Source organism: Nonomuraea maritima, assembly GCF_900100395.1.
GTDB lineage: Bacteria > Actinomycetota > Actinomycetes > Streptosporangiales > Streptosporangiaceae > Nonomuraea > Nonomuraea maritima.
This window is the reverse complement of record NZ_FNFB01000002.1, coordinates 34,775-51,020: the sequence shown is the minus strand read 5'-3', so window position 1 is coordinate 51,020 and position 16,246 is coordinate 34,775. Positions and strand designations below refer to the sequence as shown.

General features: G+C 70.8%; 14 protein-coding genes. 7 read left to right on the top strand and 7 right to left on the bottom strand.

Annotation, left to right across the window (positions count from 1 at the left end; translation table 11 throughout):
* Positions 1 to 5: 5 nt before the first annotated feature.
* Together metG and BLR04_RS03850 are read right to left on the bottom strand one after the other, a co-directional pair.
* Positions 6 to 1,787 (bottom strand): methionine--tRNA ligase, encoded by a 1,782-nt coding sequence (gene metG / locus BLR04_RS03855; RefSeq protein WP_090759673.1) that lies wholly within the window; start codon positions 1,785 to 1,787, stop codon positions 6 to 8.
* 172 nt (positions 1,788 to 1,959) lie between these two features.
* On the bottom strand, positions 1,960 to 3,180 hold the full coding sequence (locus tag BLR04_RS03850; protein WP_176902921.1) for a glycosyltransferase family 2 protein: 1,221 nt from the start codon (positions 3,178 to 3,180) through the stop codon (positions 1,960 to 1,962).
* 159 nt (positions 3,181 to 3,339) lie between these two features.
* On the opposite strand from BLR04_RS03850, the gene BLR04_RS03845 reads away from it, so the two are divergent.
* A complete protein-coding gene (locus tag BLR04_RS03845; RefSeq protein ID WP_245740010.1) occupies positions 3,340 to 4,827 on the top strand; it encodes a hypothetical protein in 1,488 nt (495 codons plus the stop codon).
* On the opposite strand, the gene BLR04_RS03840 is transcribed toward BLR04_RS03845, so the two are convergent.
* Together BLR04_RS03840 and rsmI are read right to left on the bottom strand one after the other, a co-directional pair.
* Complete coding sequence (locus BLR04_RS03840) at positions 4,763 to 6,307, bottom strand: dolichyl-phosphate-mannose--protein mannosyltransferase (protein ID WP_090759671.1); 1,545 nt, start codon at positions 6,305 to 6,307, stop codon at positions 4,763 to 4,765. The two genes, BLR04_RS03845 and BLR04_RS03840, sit on opposite strands and share 65 nt — an antisense overlap.
* Positions 6,308 to 6,359: 52 nt before the next feature.
* Positions 6,360 to 7,208: a 16S rRNA (cytidine(1402)-2'-O)-methyltransferase gene (gene rsmI, locus BLR04_RS03835; RefSeq protein WP_245740009.1), complete on the bottom strand. Its 849-nt coding sequence runs from the start codon at positions 7,206 to 7,208 to the stop codon at positions 6,360 to 6,362.
* 78 nt (positions 7,209 to 7,286) lie between these two features.
* Between rsmI and BLR04_RS03830 the strand changes: the two genes are divergently transcribed.
* Both BLR04_RS03830 and BLR04_RS03825 read left to right on the top strand, forming a co-directional pair.
* Positions 7,287 to 8,921 (top strand): dolichyl-phosphate-mannose--protein mannosyltransferase, encoded by a 1,635-nt coding sequence (locus tag BLR04_RS03830; protein ID WP_090759667.1) that lies wholly within the window; start codon positions 7,287 to 7,289, stop codon positions 8,919 to 8,921.
* Between the two features lie 113 nt (positions 8,922 to 9,034).
* Positions 9,035 to 10,234 (top strand): hypothetical protein, encoded by a 1,200-nt coding sequence (locus BLR04_RS03825; protein ID WP_176902919.1) that lies wholly within the window; start codon positions 9,035 to 9,037, stop codon positions 10,232 to 10,234.
* Between the two features lie 6 nt (positions 10,235 to 10,240).
* On the opposite strand, the gene BLR04_RS03820 is transcribed toward BLR04_RS03825, so the two are convergent.
* On the bottom strand, positions 10,241 to 10,639 hold the full coding sequence (locus BLR04_RS03820; protein ID WP_090759665.1) for a MerR family transcriptional regulator: 399 nt from the start codon (positions 10,637 to 10,639) through the stop codon (positions 10,241 to 10,243).
* A 142-nt stretch (positions 10,640 to 10,781) separates the two neighbouring features.
* Between BLR04_RS03820 and BLR04_RS03815 the strand changes: the two genes are divergently transcribed.
* Together BLR04_RS03815 and BLR04_RS03810 are read left to right on the top strand one after the other, a co-directional pair.
* Positions 10,782 to 11,714 (top strand): DUF5996 family protein, encoded by a 933-nt coding sequence (locus BLR04_RS03815; protein ID WP_090759663.1) that lies wholly within the window; start codon positions 10,782 to 10,784, stop codon positions 11,712 to 11,714.
* 245 nt (positions 11,715 to 11,959) lie between these two features.
* Positions 11,960 to 12,742, top strand: a complete 783-nt coding sequence (locus BLR04_RS03810; protein ID WP_090759661.1) for an alpha/beta fold hydrolase — start codon at positions 11,960 to 11,962, stop codon at positions 12,740 to 12,742.
* Positions 12,743 to 12,828: 86 nt separating this feature from the next.
* Here the strand turns inward: BLR04_RS03810 and BLR04_RS03805 are convergent, their stop codons facing one another.
* Together BLR04_RS03805 and BLR04_RS03800 are read right to left on the bottom strand one after the other, a co-directional pair.
* A complete protein-coding gene (locus BLR04_RS03805; protein ID WP_090759660.1) occupies positions 12,829 to 13,479 on the bottom strand; it encodes a haloacid dehalogenase type II in 651 nt (216 codons plus the stop codon).
* A gap of 11 nt (positions 13,480 to 13,490) precedes the next feature.
* Positions 13,491 to 14,066 carry a TetR/AcrR family transcriptional regulator gene (locus BLR04_RS03800; protein WP_218128713.1) on the bottom strand — a complete coding sequence of 192 codons (576 nt, stop codon included), beginning with the start codon at positions 14,064 to 14,066 and terminating at the stop codon, positions 13,491 to 13,493.
* A gap of 358 nt (positions 14,067 to 14,424) precedes the next feature.
* Between BLR04_RS03800 and BLR04_RS03795 the strand changes: the two genes are divergently transcribed.
* Positions 14,425 to 15,570, top strand: coding sequence for a Cmx/CmrA family chloramphenicol efflux MFS transporter (locus BLR04_RS03795; RefSeq protein WP_090759656.1), 1,146 nt, complete (start codon positions 14,425 to 14,427; stop codon positions 15,568 to 15,570).
* 43 nt (positions 15,571 to 15,613) lie between these two features.
* Positions 15,614 to 16,240: a LysE family transporter gene (locus BLR04_RS03790; protein WP_090759654.1), complete on the top strand. Its 627-nt coding sequence runs from the start codon at positions 15,614 to 15,616 to the stop codon at positions 16,238 to 16,240.
* The last annotated feature ends 6 nt before the right edge of the window (positions 16,241 to 16,246 follow it).

The window sequence follows — 16,246 nt, the reverse complement described above, 5'->3', positions numbered from 1 at the left end:
CGAGGTCACTGGCCCAGCCGGGCGAGCTCCTCGTCGACGACCTTCGGGTCGAGCTTCTTGAACAGCGGCACGGGCGGCGCGAGCGGCGTGCCAGGCCGGATCGGCCGGTGCTCCCAGCGCGCCGCGCCGTCGTAGTCGCCGCTGATCACCGGGTAGGGCGAGCCGCCCTCCTCATCGACCTCGCGGATCTCCGGCATGCCGGCCCACACGCCCTCGCCGCCCAGCATCGCGTACACCTTGTTGGACGAGCTCGGCAGGAACGGCGTCAGCATCGTCTTGACGTCGTCGACGACCTGGAGGGCGACGTGCAGGATCGACTTCTGCCGCTCGGGGTCGTCCTTGAGCTTCCACGGCTCCTGCTCGGCGAGGTACTTGTTGGCCTCGCGCACGACGTCGAACGCCTCGGTGATCGCGTTCTTGAACCGCGACCTGCCGAGCTCGGCGCCCACCGGGCCGAACGTGTTGCGCGACCGCTCGAGCAGCGCCCGGTCGGCGTCGGTGAGCTCGCCGGGCTCGGGCACGACGCCGAAGTTCTTCGCCGCCATCGAGATCGACCGGTTGACCAGGTTGCCCCAGGCCGCGACCAGCTCGCCGTTGTTGCGGTTGACGAACTCCTGCCAGGTGAAGTCGGTGTCCTGGTTCTCTGGCCCGGCCACCGCGATGTAGTAGCGCAGCGCGTCGGCGTCGTAGCGGGCCAGGAAGTCGCGGACGTAGATGACGACCTGGCGGGAGGAGGAGAACTTCTTGCCCTCCATCGTCAGGAACTCGCTGGAGACCACCTCGGACGGTACCTGCAGCTTGCCGAGGGAGCCGGGCGTGCCGTTGCGGGCGCCCTCGCCGTTGTAGCCGAACAGCATCGCCGGCCAGATCTCGGCGTGGAAGACGATGTTGTCCTTGCCCATGAAGTAGTAGCCGCGGGCGTCGGGGTTCTGCCACCACTGACGCCAGGCGTCGGGGTCGCCCGAGCGCTTCGCCCACTCGACGGAGGCCGACAGGTAGCCGATGACCGCGTCGAACCAGACGTAGAGGCGCTTGTTGGGCTGGTCGCGCCAGCCGTCGAGCGGGATGGGCACGCCCCAGTCGAGGTCGCGGCTGATCGCCCGCGGCTGCAGGTCGCCGAGCAGGTTGAGGGCGAACTTCAGCACGTTGGGCCGCCACTCGCCCTGCTTGGACTGCAGGTAGGAGCCGAGCACCCCGGCGAAGGCGGGCAGGTCGAGCATGAAGTGCTCGGTCTCGACGAACGTCGGCGTCTCGCCGTTGATGCGGCTCTTCGGGTTGATGAGCTCGATCGGGTCGAGCTGGTTGCCGCAGTTGTCGCACTGGTCGCCGCGCGCGCCGTCGTAGCCGCAGATGGGGCAGGTGCCCTCGATGTAGCGGTCGGGCAGCGTACGGCCGGTGGACGGCGAGATCGCGCCCATCGTGGTCTTCGGGAAGATGTAGCCGTTGGCGTGCAGGCCCTTGAAGATCTCCTGCGTGATGGCGTAGTGGTTCTTCGTGGTCGTCCTGGTGAACAGGTCGTACGACAGACCGAGCCCGGTCAGGTCTTCGGCGATGACGCGGTTGTAGCGGTCGGCCAGTTCCTTGGCCGTCACGCCTTCCTTGTCGGCCTGCACCTGGATGGGCGTGCCGTGCTCGTCGGTGCCGGACACCATCAGCACCTTGTTGCCCGCCATCCGCTGGTAACGGCTGAAAACGTCGGACGGCACGCCGAACCCGGAGACGTGCCCGATGTGGCGGGGGCCGTTAGCGTACGGCCACGCGACGGCGGTCAAGATGTGCTGGGACATGCCCCTAAGCCTACGGGGATCGCGTGGACGCGTCGTACCGAATCCCCCCTTGTGGCCGGGCGGGTCGCAACGGAAAGGCGGCGCGCGCAGGTGCGCGGCGCCGCCTGGTCAGGATGGTCAGGCCGGTCAGGCCGGTCAGGCCGGGTGGTCCGGTTCTGGGTCGGGTTCCTGGTCAGCTTTTGGTCTGCTCCAGTTGGACCGCCTCGGCCGCCTCCTCGGCCGCCTTGGCGGCGACGTCGACGGAGCTCTCGCGGGTGCGGCGGATGCCGAGGATGCTGACGAACAGCGAGGCAAAGATCGTCTGGAAGCTCACGATGAGCGCCGTGGCCGAGGGCACGACGATGCGCAGCGACTCGCGCGGGTCGAGCTCGCCGAAGCTGCGGACCTGCCAGTGGGCCAGCGACATGACGAGGCCCACGAGCCCCGCCACGGCCAGCAGGCCGCCGACGACGAGCCCCTTCTCGAGGGTGACGATGTCGATGATCCGGCGGATGCGCGGCGACTCGGGCAGGAAGCCCTCCTCGGCCGCGTACACCTTCGTGAACAGCGCGAACAGCGCCGCCTGGAAGCCGATCACCACGAGCGCGGACGTGCCGACCAGTGTGTCGACGTCGAACGCCAGCTCGCCGATCTTGACGGGGCCGAACGTCAGGGCGGTGCCGGCGACGAGGCCGATGACCATCATCAGCACGCCGGGGTAGAAGAACAGCCACTTGGGGCTGTAGAGCAGCAGGAAACGCAGGTGGCGCCAGCCGTCACGCCACGAGCGCAGGTGCGGCGGCCGGGAGCGGCCGTCGGGCGACAGCGTCGTCGGCACCTCGCGCACGTCGAGCCCGGCGAGCGTCGAGCGCACCACCATCTCGGACGCGAACTCCATGCCGCCGGTCTGCAGCTGAAGCCGCAGGATCGCGTCGCGGCGGAAGCCGCGCAGGCCGCAGTGGAAGTCGCCGATCGCAGAAGGGAAGAACAGCCGGCCGGCGAACGACAGGACCGGGTTGCCCAGGTAGCGGTGGAGCGGGGGCATGGCGCCCGGCGCGATGCCGCCCTTGAAGCGGTTGCCCATCACGAGGTCGGCGCCGTCGCGCAACTCGTCGACGAACGGCTTCAGCGCGGTGAAGTCGTAGGAGTCGTCGGCGTCGCCCATGATGACGTACTTGCCGCGCGCGGCCCGGATGCCGCCCATGAGGGCGTTGCCGTAGCCCTTCTCGTCCACGTGGACCACACGGGCGCCGGCGTCGCGGGCCAGCTGCTGCGAGCCGTCCGTGCTCCCGTTGTCGGCGATCAGCACCTCACCCTCGATGCCGTGCTCCTCCATGCACGCCAGTGCCTTGCGTACACAGACTTCCACGGTCTCCGCCTCGTTGAGGCAGGGCATGACCACCGTCAGTTCCACGTGTCTACCCTTCAGTTAAGGCTGTTCCAGGACACCATGATGCCCCCCACGCGACCATGGTCGGGCACGGAGCAGGAAACGACTGGCATTCTTTACAGCATGGTGAGCGTCGCGGAGATTACCCCTCTGGACCCCTCCGCCCCTGGCTGGACGGCTCGTTTGCTGGCTTTTCTGCGCAGGCATCGGGTGTTCGCCGCGGCCTTTGCCGTCGGCGCCGTGCTGCGGTTGATCACCATGCTCGGCTACGGCCCGGCCATGTGGTTCAACGACTCCTACGAGTACGTCTCCGTGGCGCTGCACCCGCGTCCGCACCCCATCAGGCCCGACGGCTACAGCTTCTGGCTGATGCTGCTCAAGCCGTTCCACAGCTTCACCCTGGTGGTGTTCACCCAGCACCTGATGGGCCTCGCGACGGCGGCGCTGATCTACGCGCTGCTGCGCATCAGGTTCCGGCTGCCCATGTGGGGGGCCACGCTGGCGGCCGCCCCTGTGCTGTTCGACGCGTACCAGATCCAGCTCGAACAGCTGGTGATGTCCGACACGCAGTTCATGCTGCTCGTGGTGGGCGTCATCACGCTCGTGCTGTGGAAACGGCGGCTGTCGTGGAAGGCGGGCGCGGTCGTCGGCCTGCTGCTGGCGCTCACGTGGCTGACGCGCTCGATCGGCCTGCCGATCCTGGCGCTCGTCGTGCTCTACCTGCTGGTCAAGCGGGCGGGCTGGCGGGCGATCACGGCGGTCGTGACGGCGTGCGCGATCCCGGTGATGGCCTACATGGGCTGGTTCGCCTCCGCGTACGGCAAGTTCGCCATGACCAACAGCGACGGCCTGATCCTGTACATGCGGACGGCCATCTTCGCCGACTGCAACAAGATGGACATCGACACCTACAAAGAGGTCGAGCTCCTTCTGCTGTGCATCAACGACCCCGTCGAGCAGCGCAAGGACTACGCGCAGTGGTACCTGTGGGGTCAGGGCAACGGCGACGGCACCGGCACGGGCGAGGTGCTGCACCGGTGGGGCACCAACAAGAAGTGGAGCGAGATCACCAACGACGCGGCCAGCGCGTTCGCCACGCGGGCGATCCTGTCGCAGCCGGGCGACTACCTGAACGTCGTGGTGCGCGACTTCCTGCGCTCGTTCCACTGGTCGAGGCCGCGGTTCCCGGACGAGTCGACGTACAACATGTACCAGTTCAAGCCCTACGTCGAGATCGACGAGAACGGGCAGCCGAAACGGCTGCCCAAGTGGGCCTCCTACGCGGGCGGCCGCACCGACACCGACGCCTTCGCCTACGAGCAGGGTCCGCCGGAGACCCGCGTCGTGCACCCGTGGGCCGACATCATGAGCGGCTATCAGAAGATCTTCTACCTGCGCGGCATCATGCTCGGCGGCATCCTGCTGATCGGCCTGTACGGCGTCGTGGTGCGCTGGCGGAAGGTCGGCGGCCCGGTGGTGCTGCCCTGGCTGGGCGCGGTCGGGCTGCTGCTGGCCCCGGCGGCGACGGCGGAGTTCGACTACCGCTACGTGCTGCCCGCCGTGCCGCTGGCCTGCATCGCGGCGGCGATCACGCTGCGCCGCGGCGTCACTTGGGGGCGGCGGTCACCCAGGAGCCGAAGAGCATCCGCGCCCACCACTCCGCGTACGTGATCGTCTCTGCCGTCAGCACAGGAAGCAGCCAGCCGAGGTTCACCAGCACCACCAGCGTGAACGACCCGACGACGGCCGCGCCGAGCGCGCGCCGGTTGGGCGAGGCGTCCGCCCCGCCGAGCACGAGCCCGGCGCACAGCGTGACGGCCAGCACCATGAACGGCACCACCGGCATCATGTAGAACAGGTACATCGTGCGGTTGTCGGCGATGGCGTAGTAGAACCACGGCAGCCAGCCGGCCCCGAACGCCAGCAGCACCGCCCCGGCGCGCCAGTCGCGCCTGGCCACGTACCACGTGATCAGGGCGATGAGGGCGAGGGCGGCGCCGTACCAGAGGGCGGGGGTGCCGACGCCGTGCACGGCCTGAGAGCACTTGTCGGCCCCGCAGGCCGACGGCGGCAGGTCAGGGGGGTAGTAGAACGAGACCGGCCGTAACAGCACCGGCCACTCCCACGGCTCCGACATGTACGAGTGGTACTGGTCGAGCCCGCTGTGGTAGCCGAGCACGTCGAGCTGGTAGCGCACCCACGACCGCATCGACTCCCATACGAAGTGCGCCGGCGTCGACGACGTCGCCCGCTCCCAGTCGCGCCCCCACCCGGCGTCGGTGGCGAACCAGCCGGTCCACGACAGCAGGTACGTCACCGCGGGCACCACCGCGAGCGCCCCGACCGCGCCTGGCAGGTCGTACGCCCGCGTCCCCCGGTACGGCTGCCGCAGCCCGAGCGCCCGCCGGGCCCCGGCGTCCCACACGAGGCTCAGCACGGCGAACGCGATCAGGAAGAAGACGCCCGACCACTTGACCGCGCAGGCGGCCCCCAGGCACAGGCCGGCGGCCAGCCGCCACGGCCGGAACCCGAGCCGCGGCCCCGCCGGAGTGACAGGCGCGTTCGCGTACCACGAGGTCAGGCGTTCGCGCGCCCAGTCGCGGTCGGCCACCAGGCAGGCGAAGCCGGCCAGCACCCAGAACATGAGGAAGATGTCGAGCAGCGCCGTACGCGACAGCACGAGGTGCAGGCCGTCGAGCGAGAGCAGCAGCCCGGCCAGGCAGCCGAGCAGCGTCGAGCGGGTCATCCGGCGCGCCACCCGCGCCATGACCAGGATCGACAGCGTGCCGACCAGCGCCGCGGCGAAGCGCCAGCCGAACGGGTTCATCCCGAACAGCCACTCCCCCGCGGCGATCATCCACTTGCCGAGCGGCGGGTGGGCCACGAAGGAGGCGCAGTCGGTCGGCACGACGCAGTGCTTGAAGACGTCGAGGTTGCCCGCGAGGATCCGCTGGTCGGCGACGGGGTCCTCGACCGTGCCCAGCGTGGTGCGCTCGACGCCGTGGAGGAGCAGCGAGTACGCGTCCTTCATGTAGTACGTCTCGTCGAACACCACGGCCCTGGGCTCGCCCAGCCGGACGAACCGCAGCACACCGCCGAAGAGCGCGACGAGCAGCGAAGCCGCCCAGCCCACGAGCGGCGAGCCAGGCATGGGTGGAACCAACCGCCGCGCCGAGTCCCCCCAATTCCTCACGAAGCGCACCCTACGGGGTAGGTGATCTCCTGTGAACCAGGTCATACAGCTCGCGTTTGGGCATTCCCGCGCCCTTCGCCACGTCGGCGATCGCGAGCTTGCGCTGCTCGCCGTCGGCGACCCGGCGCTCGACCTCGGCGACGAGCGCCTCAGGGTCGTGCTCGACCTCGCCAGGCACGTGTCCGGCGACCACGACGGTGATCTCGCCCTTGACGCCCTCGGCCGCCCACGCGGCCAGCTCGCCGAGCCCGCCGCGGCGGACCTCCTCGTACGTCTTCGTCAGCTCGCGGCAGACGGCGGCCGGCCGGTCGGCGCCGAACGCCTCGGCCATGGCGCTCAGGGAGTCGGCCAGCCGGTGCGGCGCCTCGAAGAAGACCATCGTCCGCTCCTCCTGCGCGAGGGCGGCCAGGCGGCGCGCCCGGTCGCCCGCCTTGCGCGGCGGGAAGCCCTCGAAGCAGAACCGGTCGCCGGCCAGGCCGGACACGGCCAGCGCGGTGGTGACGGCGCTCGGGCCGGGCAGCGCGGTGACCGTGACGCCCGCCTCGACCGCGAGGTGCGTCAGGCGGTAGCCGGGGTCGGAGACGCCCGGCATGCCGGCGTCGGTGATCACGACGACCGTGCGGCCCTCCTGGAGGGTCTTGAGCAGCTCCTGTGCGCGGGCCGCCTCGTTCTGGTCGTAGTAGGAGACGATCCGGCCGGTGATCTCGACGTCGAGATCGGACGCGAGCCGGCGCAGGCGGCGGGTGTCCTCGGCGGCGACGACGTCGGCCCGCGCGAGGAGCTCGCGAAGGCGCGGCGACACGTCGCCCGGTTGACCTATGGGGGCTCCTGCCAGCACCAACTTGCCGTTCCCAGTCACCGGACCATTGTGGCAGGGCATCCCAAATGCGCTGTGTTTCTTGGGTAACCACCACTCTGGGGCCCGTACGATGGCCGGGTGGCGGTGACCGATTCCTCGTACCAGGCGCACGAGAGTCCGGACGACGGCGAGAGTCGTCGGGCGGCGGGGTCGGTACGCCTGCGCATGGTGCCGCCCATGCGCGGCAGCGTGCTGTGGGGATGGATCGGGCCGCTGCTCGTCACCCTTTTCGGCGGAATTTTGCGGTTCGTCCAGCTCGGCCATCCGAAAGCCGTGGTGTTCGACGAGACGTACTACATGAAGGACGCCTACTCGCTCATCAACTGGGGTGTCGAGCGGGTCACCATCAAGGACGCCGACAAGGCGATCCTCGCCGGCAACACCGACATCTGGCAGACCTGCACGCCCGAGACGGCCGAGAAGTGCGCCGCCTACGTCGTCCACCCGCCGCTCGGCAAGTGGATGATCGGCATCGGCGAGTGGATGTTCGGGCTCAACCCGTTCGGCTGGCGCTTCGCCGCCGCGGTGATCGGCACGCTGTCGATCCTCGTGCTCGCCAGGGTCGCCCGCCGGATGACCCGCTCGACGCTGCTCGGCTGCTTCGCGGGCCTGCTGCTGGCACTCGACGGCCTGCACTACGTGCTCTCCCGTACGGCGCTGCTCGACATTTTCCTCATGTTCTGGGTGCTGGCCGCGTTCGCCTGCCTCGTCGTCGACCGCGACCAGGCGCGCGAGAAGCTCGTGCGGTGGTACGAGGACTTCCCCGCCTCGCCCCAGGGGCCGTCACTCGGCATCCGCTGGTGGCGCATCGGCGGCGGCGTGTGCCTGGCCCTCGCGATGTCGGTGAAGTGGTCGGGGCTGTTCTTCGCGGTCGGTTTCGCGGTCATGTCGCTGATGTGGGACTTCGGCGCCCGCCGCGCCGTGGGGCTGCGCCAGCCGTACGTGGGGGCGATCAACAAGGACGTGCCGCAGGGGCTCGTGGCGCTCGCGGCGGTGCCGTTCGTCACCTACATGGCCACCTGGATCGGCTGGTTCGCCACTGCCGGCGGCTACGGGCGCAACTGGGACCGCGCGACCTCGGCGGGCAACCCGCTGTTCTTCCTGCTCGACTCGATGCGGTCGTGGGTGCAGTACCAGTGGCAGGTCTTCACCTTCCACAGCGGGCTGGAGAGCTCCCACCCGTACATGTCCGAGCCGTGGCAGTGGCCGCTGCTGCTGCGCCCGGTGGCGTTCTTCTACGAGAACAAGCAGGACGCCTGCGGCGCCCGCGACTGTTCCGAGGCCGTGCTCGGGGTGGGCACGCCGGTGATCTGGTTCGGCGCGGTGGCCGCGCTGGTGGCGCTGGTGGTGTGGTACTTCTCCTCGCGCGACTGGCGGGCGGGCGCCGTGCTGCTGGCGTACGCGGTGGGATGGCTGCCGTGGTTCTACTTCGCCATCGCCGACAACCGGACGATGTTCCTGTTCTACGCGATCCCGATGGTGCCGTTCATGGTGCTGGCCATCACGCTGTGCGCCGGGCTGCTGATCGGGCCTGCGACGGCGACGCCCACGGGCGCCGTGCCGATGCGGCGGACGATCGGGGCCGCGGCCGTCGGGGCGTTCGCCCTGCTCGCGTTGATCAACTTCTGGTGGTTGCATCCGGTGCTGTCGGGCGAGCTCATCCCGTACACCGAGTGGAGGGCCCGCATGCTCTTCGAGAAGCACTGGATCTGAGACCCTTGTAGTCCACCCATTAACCGCTTCCCGGGGTAGTCGCAGTGCAAGACCCAATACGCACCCGATTCGGTCATCGTCAGGCCCGGGGTCGATACGGCAAACTTCGAGGCATGAGTGCACCGGATGTCACCGCCCTGCTCGCCGAGTTGGAGCGTTCTCACCCGGACATGGCCGACGAGGCCAGGACCGCCGTCGAGTGGCTGACGGGCGGCGATCCTCTGGAGACGGTGACCCAGCTCGATGTCTGCGAGTTCCTCTGGTACACGCTGCCGATCAAGGTGGGGCCGCTCGAACCGGGCGGCGACCACGAACGTCTGGCGCGGTCGCTCGGGCGGCTGTTCCAGCTCGGCGGCATGGAGCGGTACGCCGCTCTCTGCGAATCCCCCACGACGATGCAGATCCTGGCCACGTACGCGACCGAGGGCGAGGAGGCCGGCACCAGCGCCTACCAGCAGGCGCTGGAGGCCACCGGGGTGCTCCCGCCTGATGTGCCGGAGCTCCAGTGGAGCATGATCATGGGCCCGGAGGAGCTCGGCGCCCACCTCGCCTGCTCCGCCGCGCTCGAACTCGCCATCGTGGCCGGCGAGACGATCGACCGCGCCACGCTGACCCGCCGCTGGCTCACCGAGCCGCGCGCCGAGCTGGGCGGCGACAGCTGGCTCAACCGGGTGCACGGCGAACGGCTCAACCGCTGGGTGCTCGGGCGCGGCCCGGCGCGGCGGGAGCTGGCGCAGCCGTTCGAGGTGCGGCTGCACGCGCCCGTCCGGCCGCAGCCGCTGCCCGCGCTGCACCGGCTGCTGTCCGTGGCCGCCTCCGGAGAGACGCTGCCGCTGCGGCTGGCTCCCTCGCCCGAGGCGCTGCGGCTGCGTGACCTCGCCGAGCGCGAGCTCGGCGCGATCCGCCGCGACGGCGCCCGGCTGTCCATCACCGACCACGGCATGCGGCTGCTGCGTTCGAAAGAGGCCATGTGGTCGGCGGTCACCCAGTTGCTGCTGACCAAGGGCGAGCACGAGTTCGAGGTGACGGCCAGGGAGGCCGCGCTGATGCTGCTCGCCGACGGCACGCTGATGTCGCCGGCCCAGCTGCGCGAGCGGGTGTCCGAGGTGGTGGGCGGCGAGGGCTGGCACCCGGCGACGGGGCTGGCCGACGTGTCGCAGCCGGTGGACGATTTGGTCGGTCAGCTGACGGCCCTCGGGCTGGCGTTCGGCGACGAGCTGGCGGTGCGGATGGACCGGCCTGGCCAGCTCGCGGCGCTGGCGGCGCTGCGGGCCCACGCCCTGCGTCCGCGCACGTACGTCAGCAGCGGCTGAACGACCTCAACCGAGGGGCACGCGGCGTACGGCGCGCTTGAACTCGGGACACTCGACCAGCGGGTCGTGTTCGCAGACGGCTGCGTGGCGCAGGCTGTCACGCAGCCGGGTGAGCTGGGCGATCCGCTCCGAGACCTCGCGCTCCTTGGCGACCAGGCGCTCACGCAGCGCCGTGTCGGACGGCCTGGCCTGGAGGAACTCGGCGATCTCGGCAAGGGTGAACCCGGCGTCGCGGGCGCAGGTGATCAGCGCGAGGCGTTCCAGCGTCTCGGGCCGGTAGGCGCGGCGCAGCCCGTTGCGGCCCTCGGCCAGGATGAGGCCCTTGCGCTCGTAGAAGCGCAGCGCGGACGCGGCCAGCCCGCTGCGCCTGGCCACCTCGCCGATGTCGATCAGCGTGTCGTCCACTGGACTCCCCTACTTGAACTGCACTTCAAGTTGAAGTGTATCCGCCCCTTGAACGGTCGCCCGCCCGCGACCCCGAGGAATTGAGTGAATACGGTGGGTAGTAACGATTGCGGTGAATTGTTCCTTGCGGGAGGGAGCCGTCATGGAGCTGTTCCCGGCCATGCCGCTCGCGGAGTGGACCGAAACGAAGGAGACCTTTCACAGATTCACGCAGATCGTCGGAAAGATCCGCCTGGCCGTCAGCAACCGGCGTAACCACTGGTGGCAGGTGCCGTTCCACCTGACAGGAAGGGGGCTCACCACCCGGCCCATGGGCGGGCTGGGCGAGCAACCGCTGTTCTGCATCGACTTCGACCTCGTACGCCACCGCCTCGTCGTCGACGTGTCCGACGGGCGCAGCGCGGACTTCAGCCTCATCGGCCGGTCGGTCGCCTCGTTCCACGACCGGCTCTTCGAGACCCTTGCCGGGCTGGACATCCGGCCCGAGATCTGGCCCGTGCCGTTCGACCTGGACGACGACACGCCGTTCGCCGAGGACACCCTGCACGCGCGGTACGACCCGCAGCTGATCAACCGGTACTGGCGGGTGCTGTCGCAGGTGGTGCAGCTCCTCGACCGGTTCGCCGCCGACTACTCCGGCAAGACCAGCCCCGTGCACCACTTCTGGCACACCTTCGACGTGGCCGTCACCCGCTTCACCGGGCGCGTGGCGAGGGTCACGCCGGAGACCGACCCGGTGACGCGGGAGGCCTACAGCCGGGAGGTGATCAGTTCGGGGTTCTGGTTCGGCGACAGGGAACGGCCCTGGCCGGCGTTCTACTCCTACACCGCGCCAGAACCCCCTGGCCTGGAACGCGAGCCGCTGCGGCCCGCCCAGGCCGAGTGGATCCCCGCCAGGGGCAGCCACCTCGCCGTGCTGCGTTATGACGACGTCCGGAGCATGGACGACCCGGTGGGCGGCGTGCTGGAGTTCCTGGACAGCGCCTACCGCGCCGGGGCACGGCTGACCGGGCTGGACACCGACGCGTTCGCCTCGCCCGGCGGCGTCACGGACCCCTACTACGGGAAGGTGTGACACACGAGGGCGCCCGCTCTCCCAGGAGAGCGGGCGCCCCACGTATGCGTACCGGTGTGCAGGTCGCCTCTCGGCGAAAGGCTCAACGCGGCTCCAGCCGAACGGTAGTCCGCGAAGGCGATAGATGAGGCCCGGGGACACTGGACACACCGGCCACGATGTATCCAACCACATCCGGGGCGGGCGCATTCCCGTCCGAGGGGGCCGGTTCTGGCGGCCGCGCGCGATAGGGCACCATCGAAGGCGTGCTCTTCGCAACGACCCCCGACGGCGTGAAGCTCTCCTACCAGCTCCGTGGCGACGGCGCCCCCCTCGTGCTGCTGCAGGGGCAGGCCAACGACCACCACTGGTGGGACTCGGTCCGTGCCGACTTCGCGGCGGCGTACCGGACCATCACCTTCGACTACCGCGGCGCCGGCGACAGCGACAAGCCCGATGAGCCGTACACGACGCGCGGGTTCGCCGCCGACGTAGTCGCGGTGCTCGACGAGCTCGGCGTGCGGCAGGCCCACGTGTACGGAACGTCGATGGGCGGCCGGGTCGCCCAGTGGCTGGCGGCCGACCACCCGGAGCGGGTCGGCGCCCTCGTGCTCGGATGCAGCTCACCGGGCGGCGCCCACGGCCTCGAACGCAGCAACGAGGTACGCCTCTCGCTGGCCCAGCCCGACCGCGCGGCCGCCGAGCGGGCGCTGCTGGAGCTCATGTACACCCCGGCCTGGCTGGCCACCCATCCTGGGCCGCATCACACGGTCGGCGACCCGCGCATGCCCGCCTACGCCCGCCGTCGTCACCTGAAGGCGAGCGCGGGCCACGACAGCTGGGACGCGCTGCCCGCCATCACCGCCCCCACGCTCGTCCTGCACGGCACCGACGACGTCTTCAACCCCGCCGCGAACGCCCCGCTGCTGGCCGGGCGCATCCCCACGGCGGAGCTGCGGATGATCGAGGGGGCGCGGCACGCGTACTTCGAGGAGTTCCGCGAGGTGGCGAGCCCTGTGGTGCTGGACTTCCTGGCCGCGTACGGCTGATCAGCGGTTGCGCATCCGTACGCCGGCCACGCTCATGAGGCCGGCGAGCGGGCGCCTGACCTCGGCGATCACCCCGCGCGACCGTCCTAGCGCCAGCGGCCCGCCAGCTCGCGCAGGTCGAGCGCCGTCACCCGCGGGGCGCTCGCCGTCTCCGGGTACGGCACGCCGCGCCGGTCGAGATATGCGCCCACGAGCCCGGCCCGCTCGGCGCCGTCGATGTCCCACGGGTGCACGGCGACCAGGGCCGCCTCCCCCGGACGCACCCCGGCGCGCCCGACGGCGTAGTCGTAGGCGGCCCTGGCGGGCTTCCACACTCCAGGGCCGGACACGTCGAGCGTCTCCTCGACCAGGTCGAGCAGGCCCGCGCGGCCCAGGATGCCCCGCGTCATGGCGGCGGCGCCGTTCGTCATCGTGAACAGGCGGATGCCCGCCGCGCGCAGCGCCCGCATGCCGTCGGGCACGTCGGGGTGCAGCTTCACCTCGGTGAACGCGCCCAGGACGTGGTCGATCTGCTTGTCCTCCAGGCCCATGCCCCTGAGGAGGTCCTTGCCGATGTGCGCGAACTCGGCGAAGCCGCCGGCCGCGGCGAGGGCGATGCCGTCGCGCAGGATGCCGGCGAACCACAGGTCCATGTCCCTGCCGGGCAGGCCGACCTCCTCGAACGTCGTGCGCAGGGGCGTCATGTCGGTGAGCGTCTCGTTCACATCGAAGATCACCACTTGTGGCTTGGTGTCCATCGTCGTCTCCTCTAGGTTCGCGTGGGACGTAGGGCGTCGAGGGCGGCGGCTACCCCCTTGTGCAGGCTCTCCGGATCGGCCCCCGCGCGTGAACGGACGTTCACGCCGTAGGCGAGCAGCGCGAGCGACTCGGCGACCGCGTCGAGATCGAGGCCCGGACGGAGCTGGTCGCCCGCCGCCTCCAGGGCCTCCCGCATGGCGGCGCGGAGCCGCCCGTGATGGTGGTCGAGCAGCCCGCGCACCTGCGGGTCGCCGGGCCCGGCGTGGGCGTTGGCGGCCATGCAGCCCCAGCGGGCGTACTCGCCGGTGCACCTGGCCTCGATCAGCGTGTCGAAGAACGCGGCGACGGCGGGCAGGCCGCGCCCGTCGCTCGCCAGGGTCTCGAACATCGGCTCGGACCGACGCTCGACATAGCGCCGCAGGGCCTGGACGTAGAGGTCCTGCTTGCCGCCGTAGGTGGCGTACAGGCTGGACCGGCTCAGGCCCGTGACGGCGATGACCTCGGCGATGCCTGTCGTGGCGGCGCCACGCTGCCAGAAGAGGCGTTCCACCTGCTCCAGCACGGCCTCGGGATCGAAGTGCTTCACGTCCGGCAACGCTGCCCCCTCAACTTGGACTGCTCGTTCCAGGATAGACGACTCGTTGGACGTGGCTCGCGGGGGGTTGCTAGGTTGCCGGGTATGTCCAGCCCTGAGGCGTCAAGACGCTAGCCACCGGTCGTCCGGTGGCTAGCCCGCGTCAACGCCTCCCCCTTGGGACGGGCGTCGCCGCGGCCTGCGGCTGATTCCCTTTCACGCCCCCTTGTCAGCGGCTCCGCACTGCGGCCGCTCGGGCTTTCACGCCCCTTGCCGGCTTCGCACTGCGGTCGCTCGGGCTTCGCGTACGCCGCGCCATCCGGACCATCGGCTCTTCGTGCCGTCTTCCTACGCCTCACGCGGAGTCTTCATGCCTTTCGCTGTCTATCTGCTCGGACTGGCGGTTTTCGCCCAAGGGACGTCCGAGTTCATGCTGTCCGGGCTCATGCCCGCCATCGCCCGCGATCTGGGCGTCTCCATACCCGCCGCCGGGCTGCTGACCTCGGCGTTCGCCGCCGGGATGGTGGTGGGCGCGCCGTTGCTGCCGGTGCTCGGTCTGCGTCTGTCGCGGCGGGCCGCCCTGCTGGCCTTCCTGGCCGCGTTCCTGCTCGCCCACGTGGTCGGAGCGGCCACGTCCAGCTACGGCGTGCTGCTCGCCACCAGGGTCGTCGCCGCCCTGGCCAACGCCGGGTTCCTCGCGGTGGCCCTGGTCACCGCCGTCGACCTCGCGCCCGTGGACGCCAAGGCCCGCGCCACCTCCGTCCTGCTCGGGGGCGTGACCGTCGCCTGCGTGGCGGGCGTGCCCGGGGGCGCGCTGCTCGGCGAGGTGTGGGGGTGGCGGTCGGCGTTCTGGGCGGTGGCGGTCGCGCTGGTCCCCGCCGTCGTCGCGGTGCTGACATCGGTGCCGGCTTCGGCGCCGTCCGCCGCGGGGCCGGGCCTCAGGGGGGAGGTGCGGGCGTTGCGGAGGCCCAGGCTGCTCGTGCTGCTCCTGCTCGGGGCGCTGGTGAACGGCGCCACGTTCTGCACGTTCACCTACCTCGCCCCGCTGCTCACCGGGGTCGCAGGGCTCGGGGCCGAGTGGATGCCCGCCCTGCTGGCCCTGTTCGGGCTGGGGTCGTTCGCCGGGGTGACCGTCAGCGGCCGGTTCGGTGACAGGCGTCCCGTACGGCTCCTCGCCGCCGGCGGGATCGCGCTGGTCGCGGGCTGGGCCGCCTTCGCGGCGACCGCGCAGGCACCCGCGTGGGCGGTGGTGCTGGTGTTCGTCCAGGGGGCGCTGTCGTTCGGCGTCGGGTCCACGCTGGTCTCCCAGGTCCTGTACGCCGCCACCGGCGCGCCCACCTTGGCGGGAGGCTTCGCGACGGCGGCCCTCAACGTGGGCGCCACCGCCGGACCCTGGCTGGGCGGGCTGTCGATCGCGTCCTTCGGTTTCCGGTCGGTCCCGTGGGTGAGCGCCGCCCTGGTGACCTGCGCCCTGGCCGTGGCGGGCACCACGTACCTGATCACCGCCCGCCGCTGACCCGAGGTGGACGGCCGTAGGCGTGGGCGGCAGAGTGGGGGCCATGGCGGAGGTCTTCGTGCTGGCCCTGTGGATCGGACTGCTGTTCAACGCGACGCCTGGCGCGGTGTTCAGCGAGTCGCTGCGCAGGGGCGTACGCGGAGGATTTCGGCCGGCGTTCGCGGTGCAGGTCGGCTCGCTGGCGGGTGACGCCGCGTGGGCGCTGCTCGGGCTCGCGGGCGTCGGGGCCGTCTTCACCGTTCCGGCGCTCCGCGTCCCGCTGACCGTCGCCGGGTGCCTGCTGCTGGCCTGGCTCGGCGTGACCGCGCTGCGCGACGCCGTCTTCCCCCGTACCGGCCCGTCCTTCCAGGACGAGCGTGCCCATCCGGGACGGGGCGCGATCACCGTCGGGGCCGCCATGTCGCTCGGGAACCCGTGGAACGTCGTCTACTGGTCGGGCGCGGCGGGGGCGGTCAGCGCCGTGCTCGGCGACGACGCGGGCCCGGCGAGCCTGGCCGTCTTCTTCGCCGGGTTCATGACCTCGTCGCTCGCCTGGTGTTTCGTCGCGGCAGGGCTCATCGCCGTCCTCCGTCGAGCCCTGCCGCCTCCCGCCGTACGAGTACTGGAGGCGGCCTGCGGCCTCGCACTGTTGGCGTTCGCCGCCCTCCTGGCGTCCCGGCTCGCCACGTGAGCACCC

Coding starts and splice junctions, on each gene's coding strand:
- BLR04_RS03805 (WP_090759660.1), bottom strand. CDS start 13,479: ATGGACACCAAGCCACAAGTGGTGATCTTCGATGTGAACGAGACGCTC.
- BLR04_RS03795 (WP_090759656.1), top strand. CDS start 14,425: ATGCCTTTCGCTGTCTATCTGCTCGGACTGGCGGTTTTCGCCCAAGGG.
- BLR04_RS03825 (WP_176902919.1), top strand. CDS start 9,035: ATGAGTGCACCGGATGTCACCGCCCTGCTCGCCGAGTTGGAGCGTTCT.
- BLR04_RS03815 (WP_090759663.1), top strand. CDS start 10,782: ATGGAGCTGTTCCCGGCCATGCCGCTCGCGGAGTGGACCGAAACGAAG.
- BLR04_RS03840 (WP_090759671.1), bottom strand. CDS start 6,307: ATGCCTGGCTCGCCGCTCGTGGGCTGGGCGGCTTCGCTGCTCGTCGCG.
- metG (WP_090759673.1), bottom strand. CDS start 1,787: ATGTCCCAGCACATCTTGACCGCCGTCGCGTGGCCGTACGCTAACGGC.
- BLR04_RS03790 (WP_090759654.1), top strand. CDS start 15,614: ATGGCGGAGGTCTTCGTGCTGGCCCTGTGGATCGGACTGCTGTTCAAC.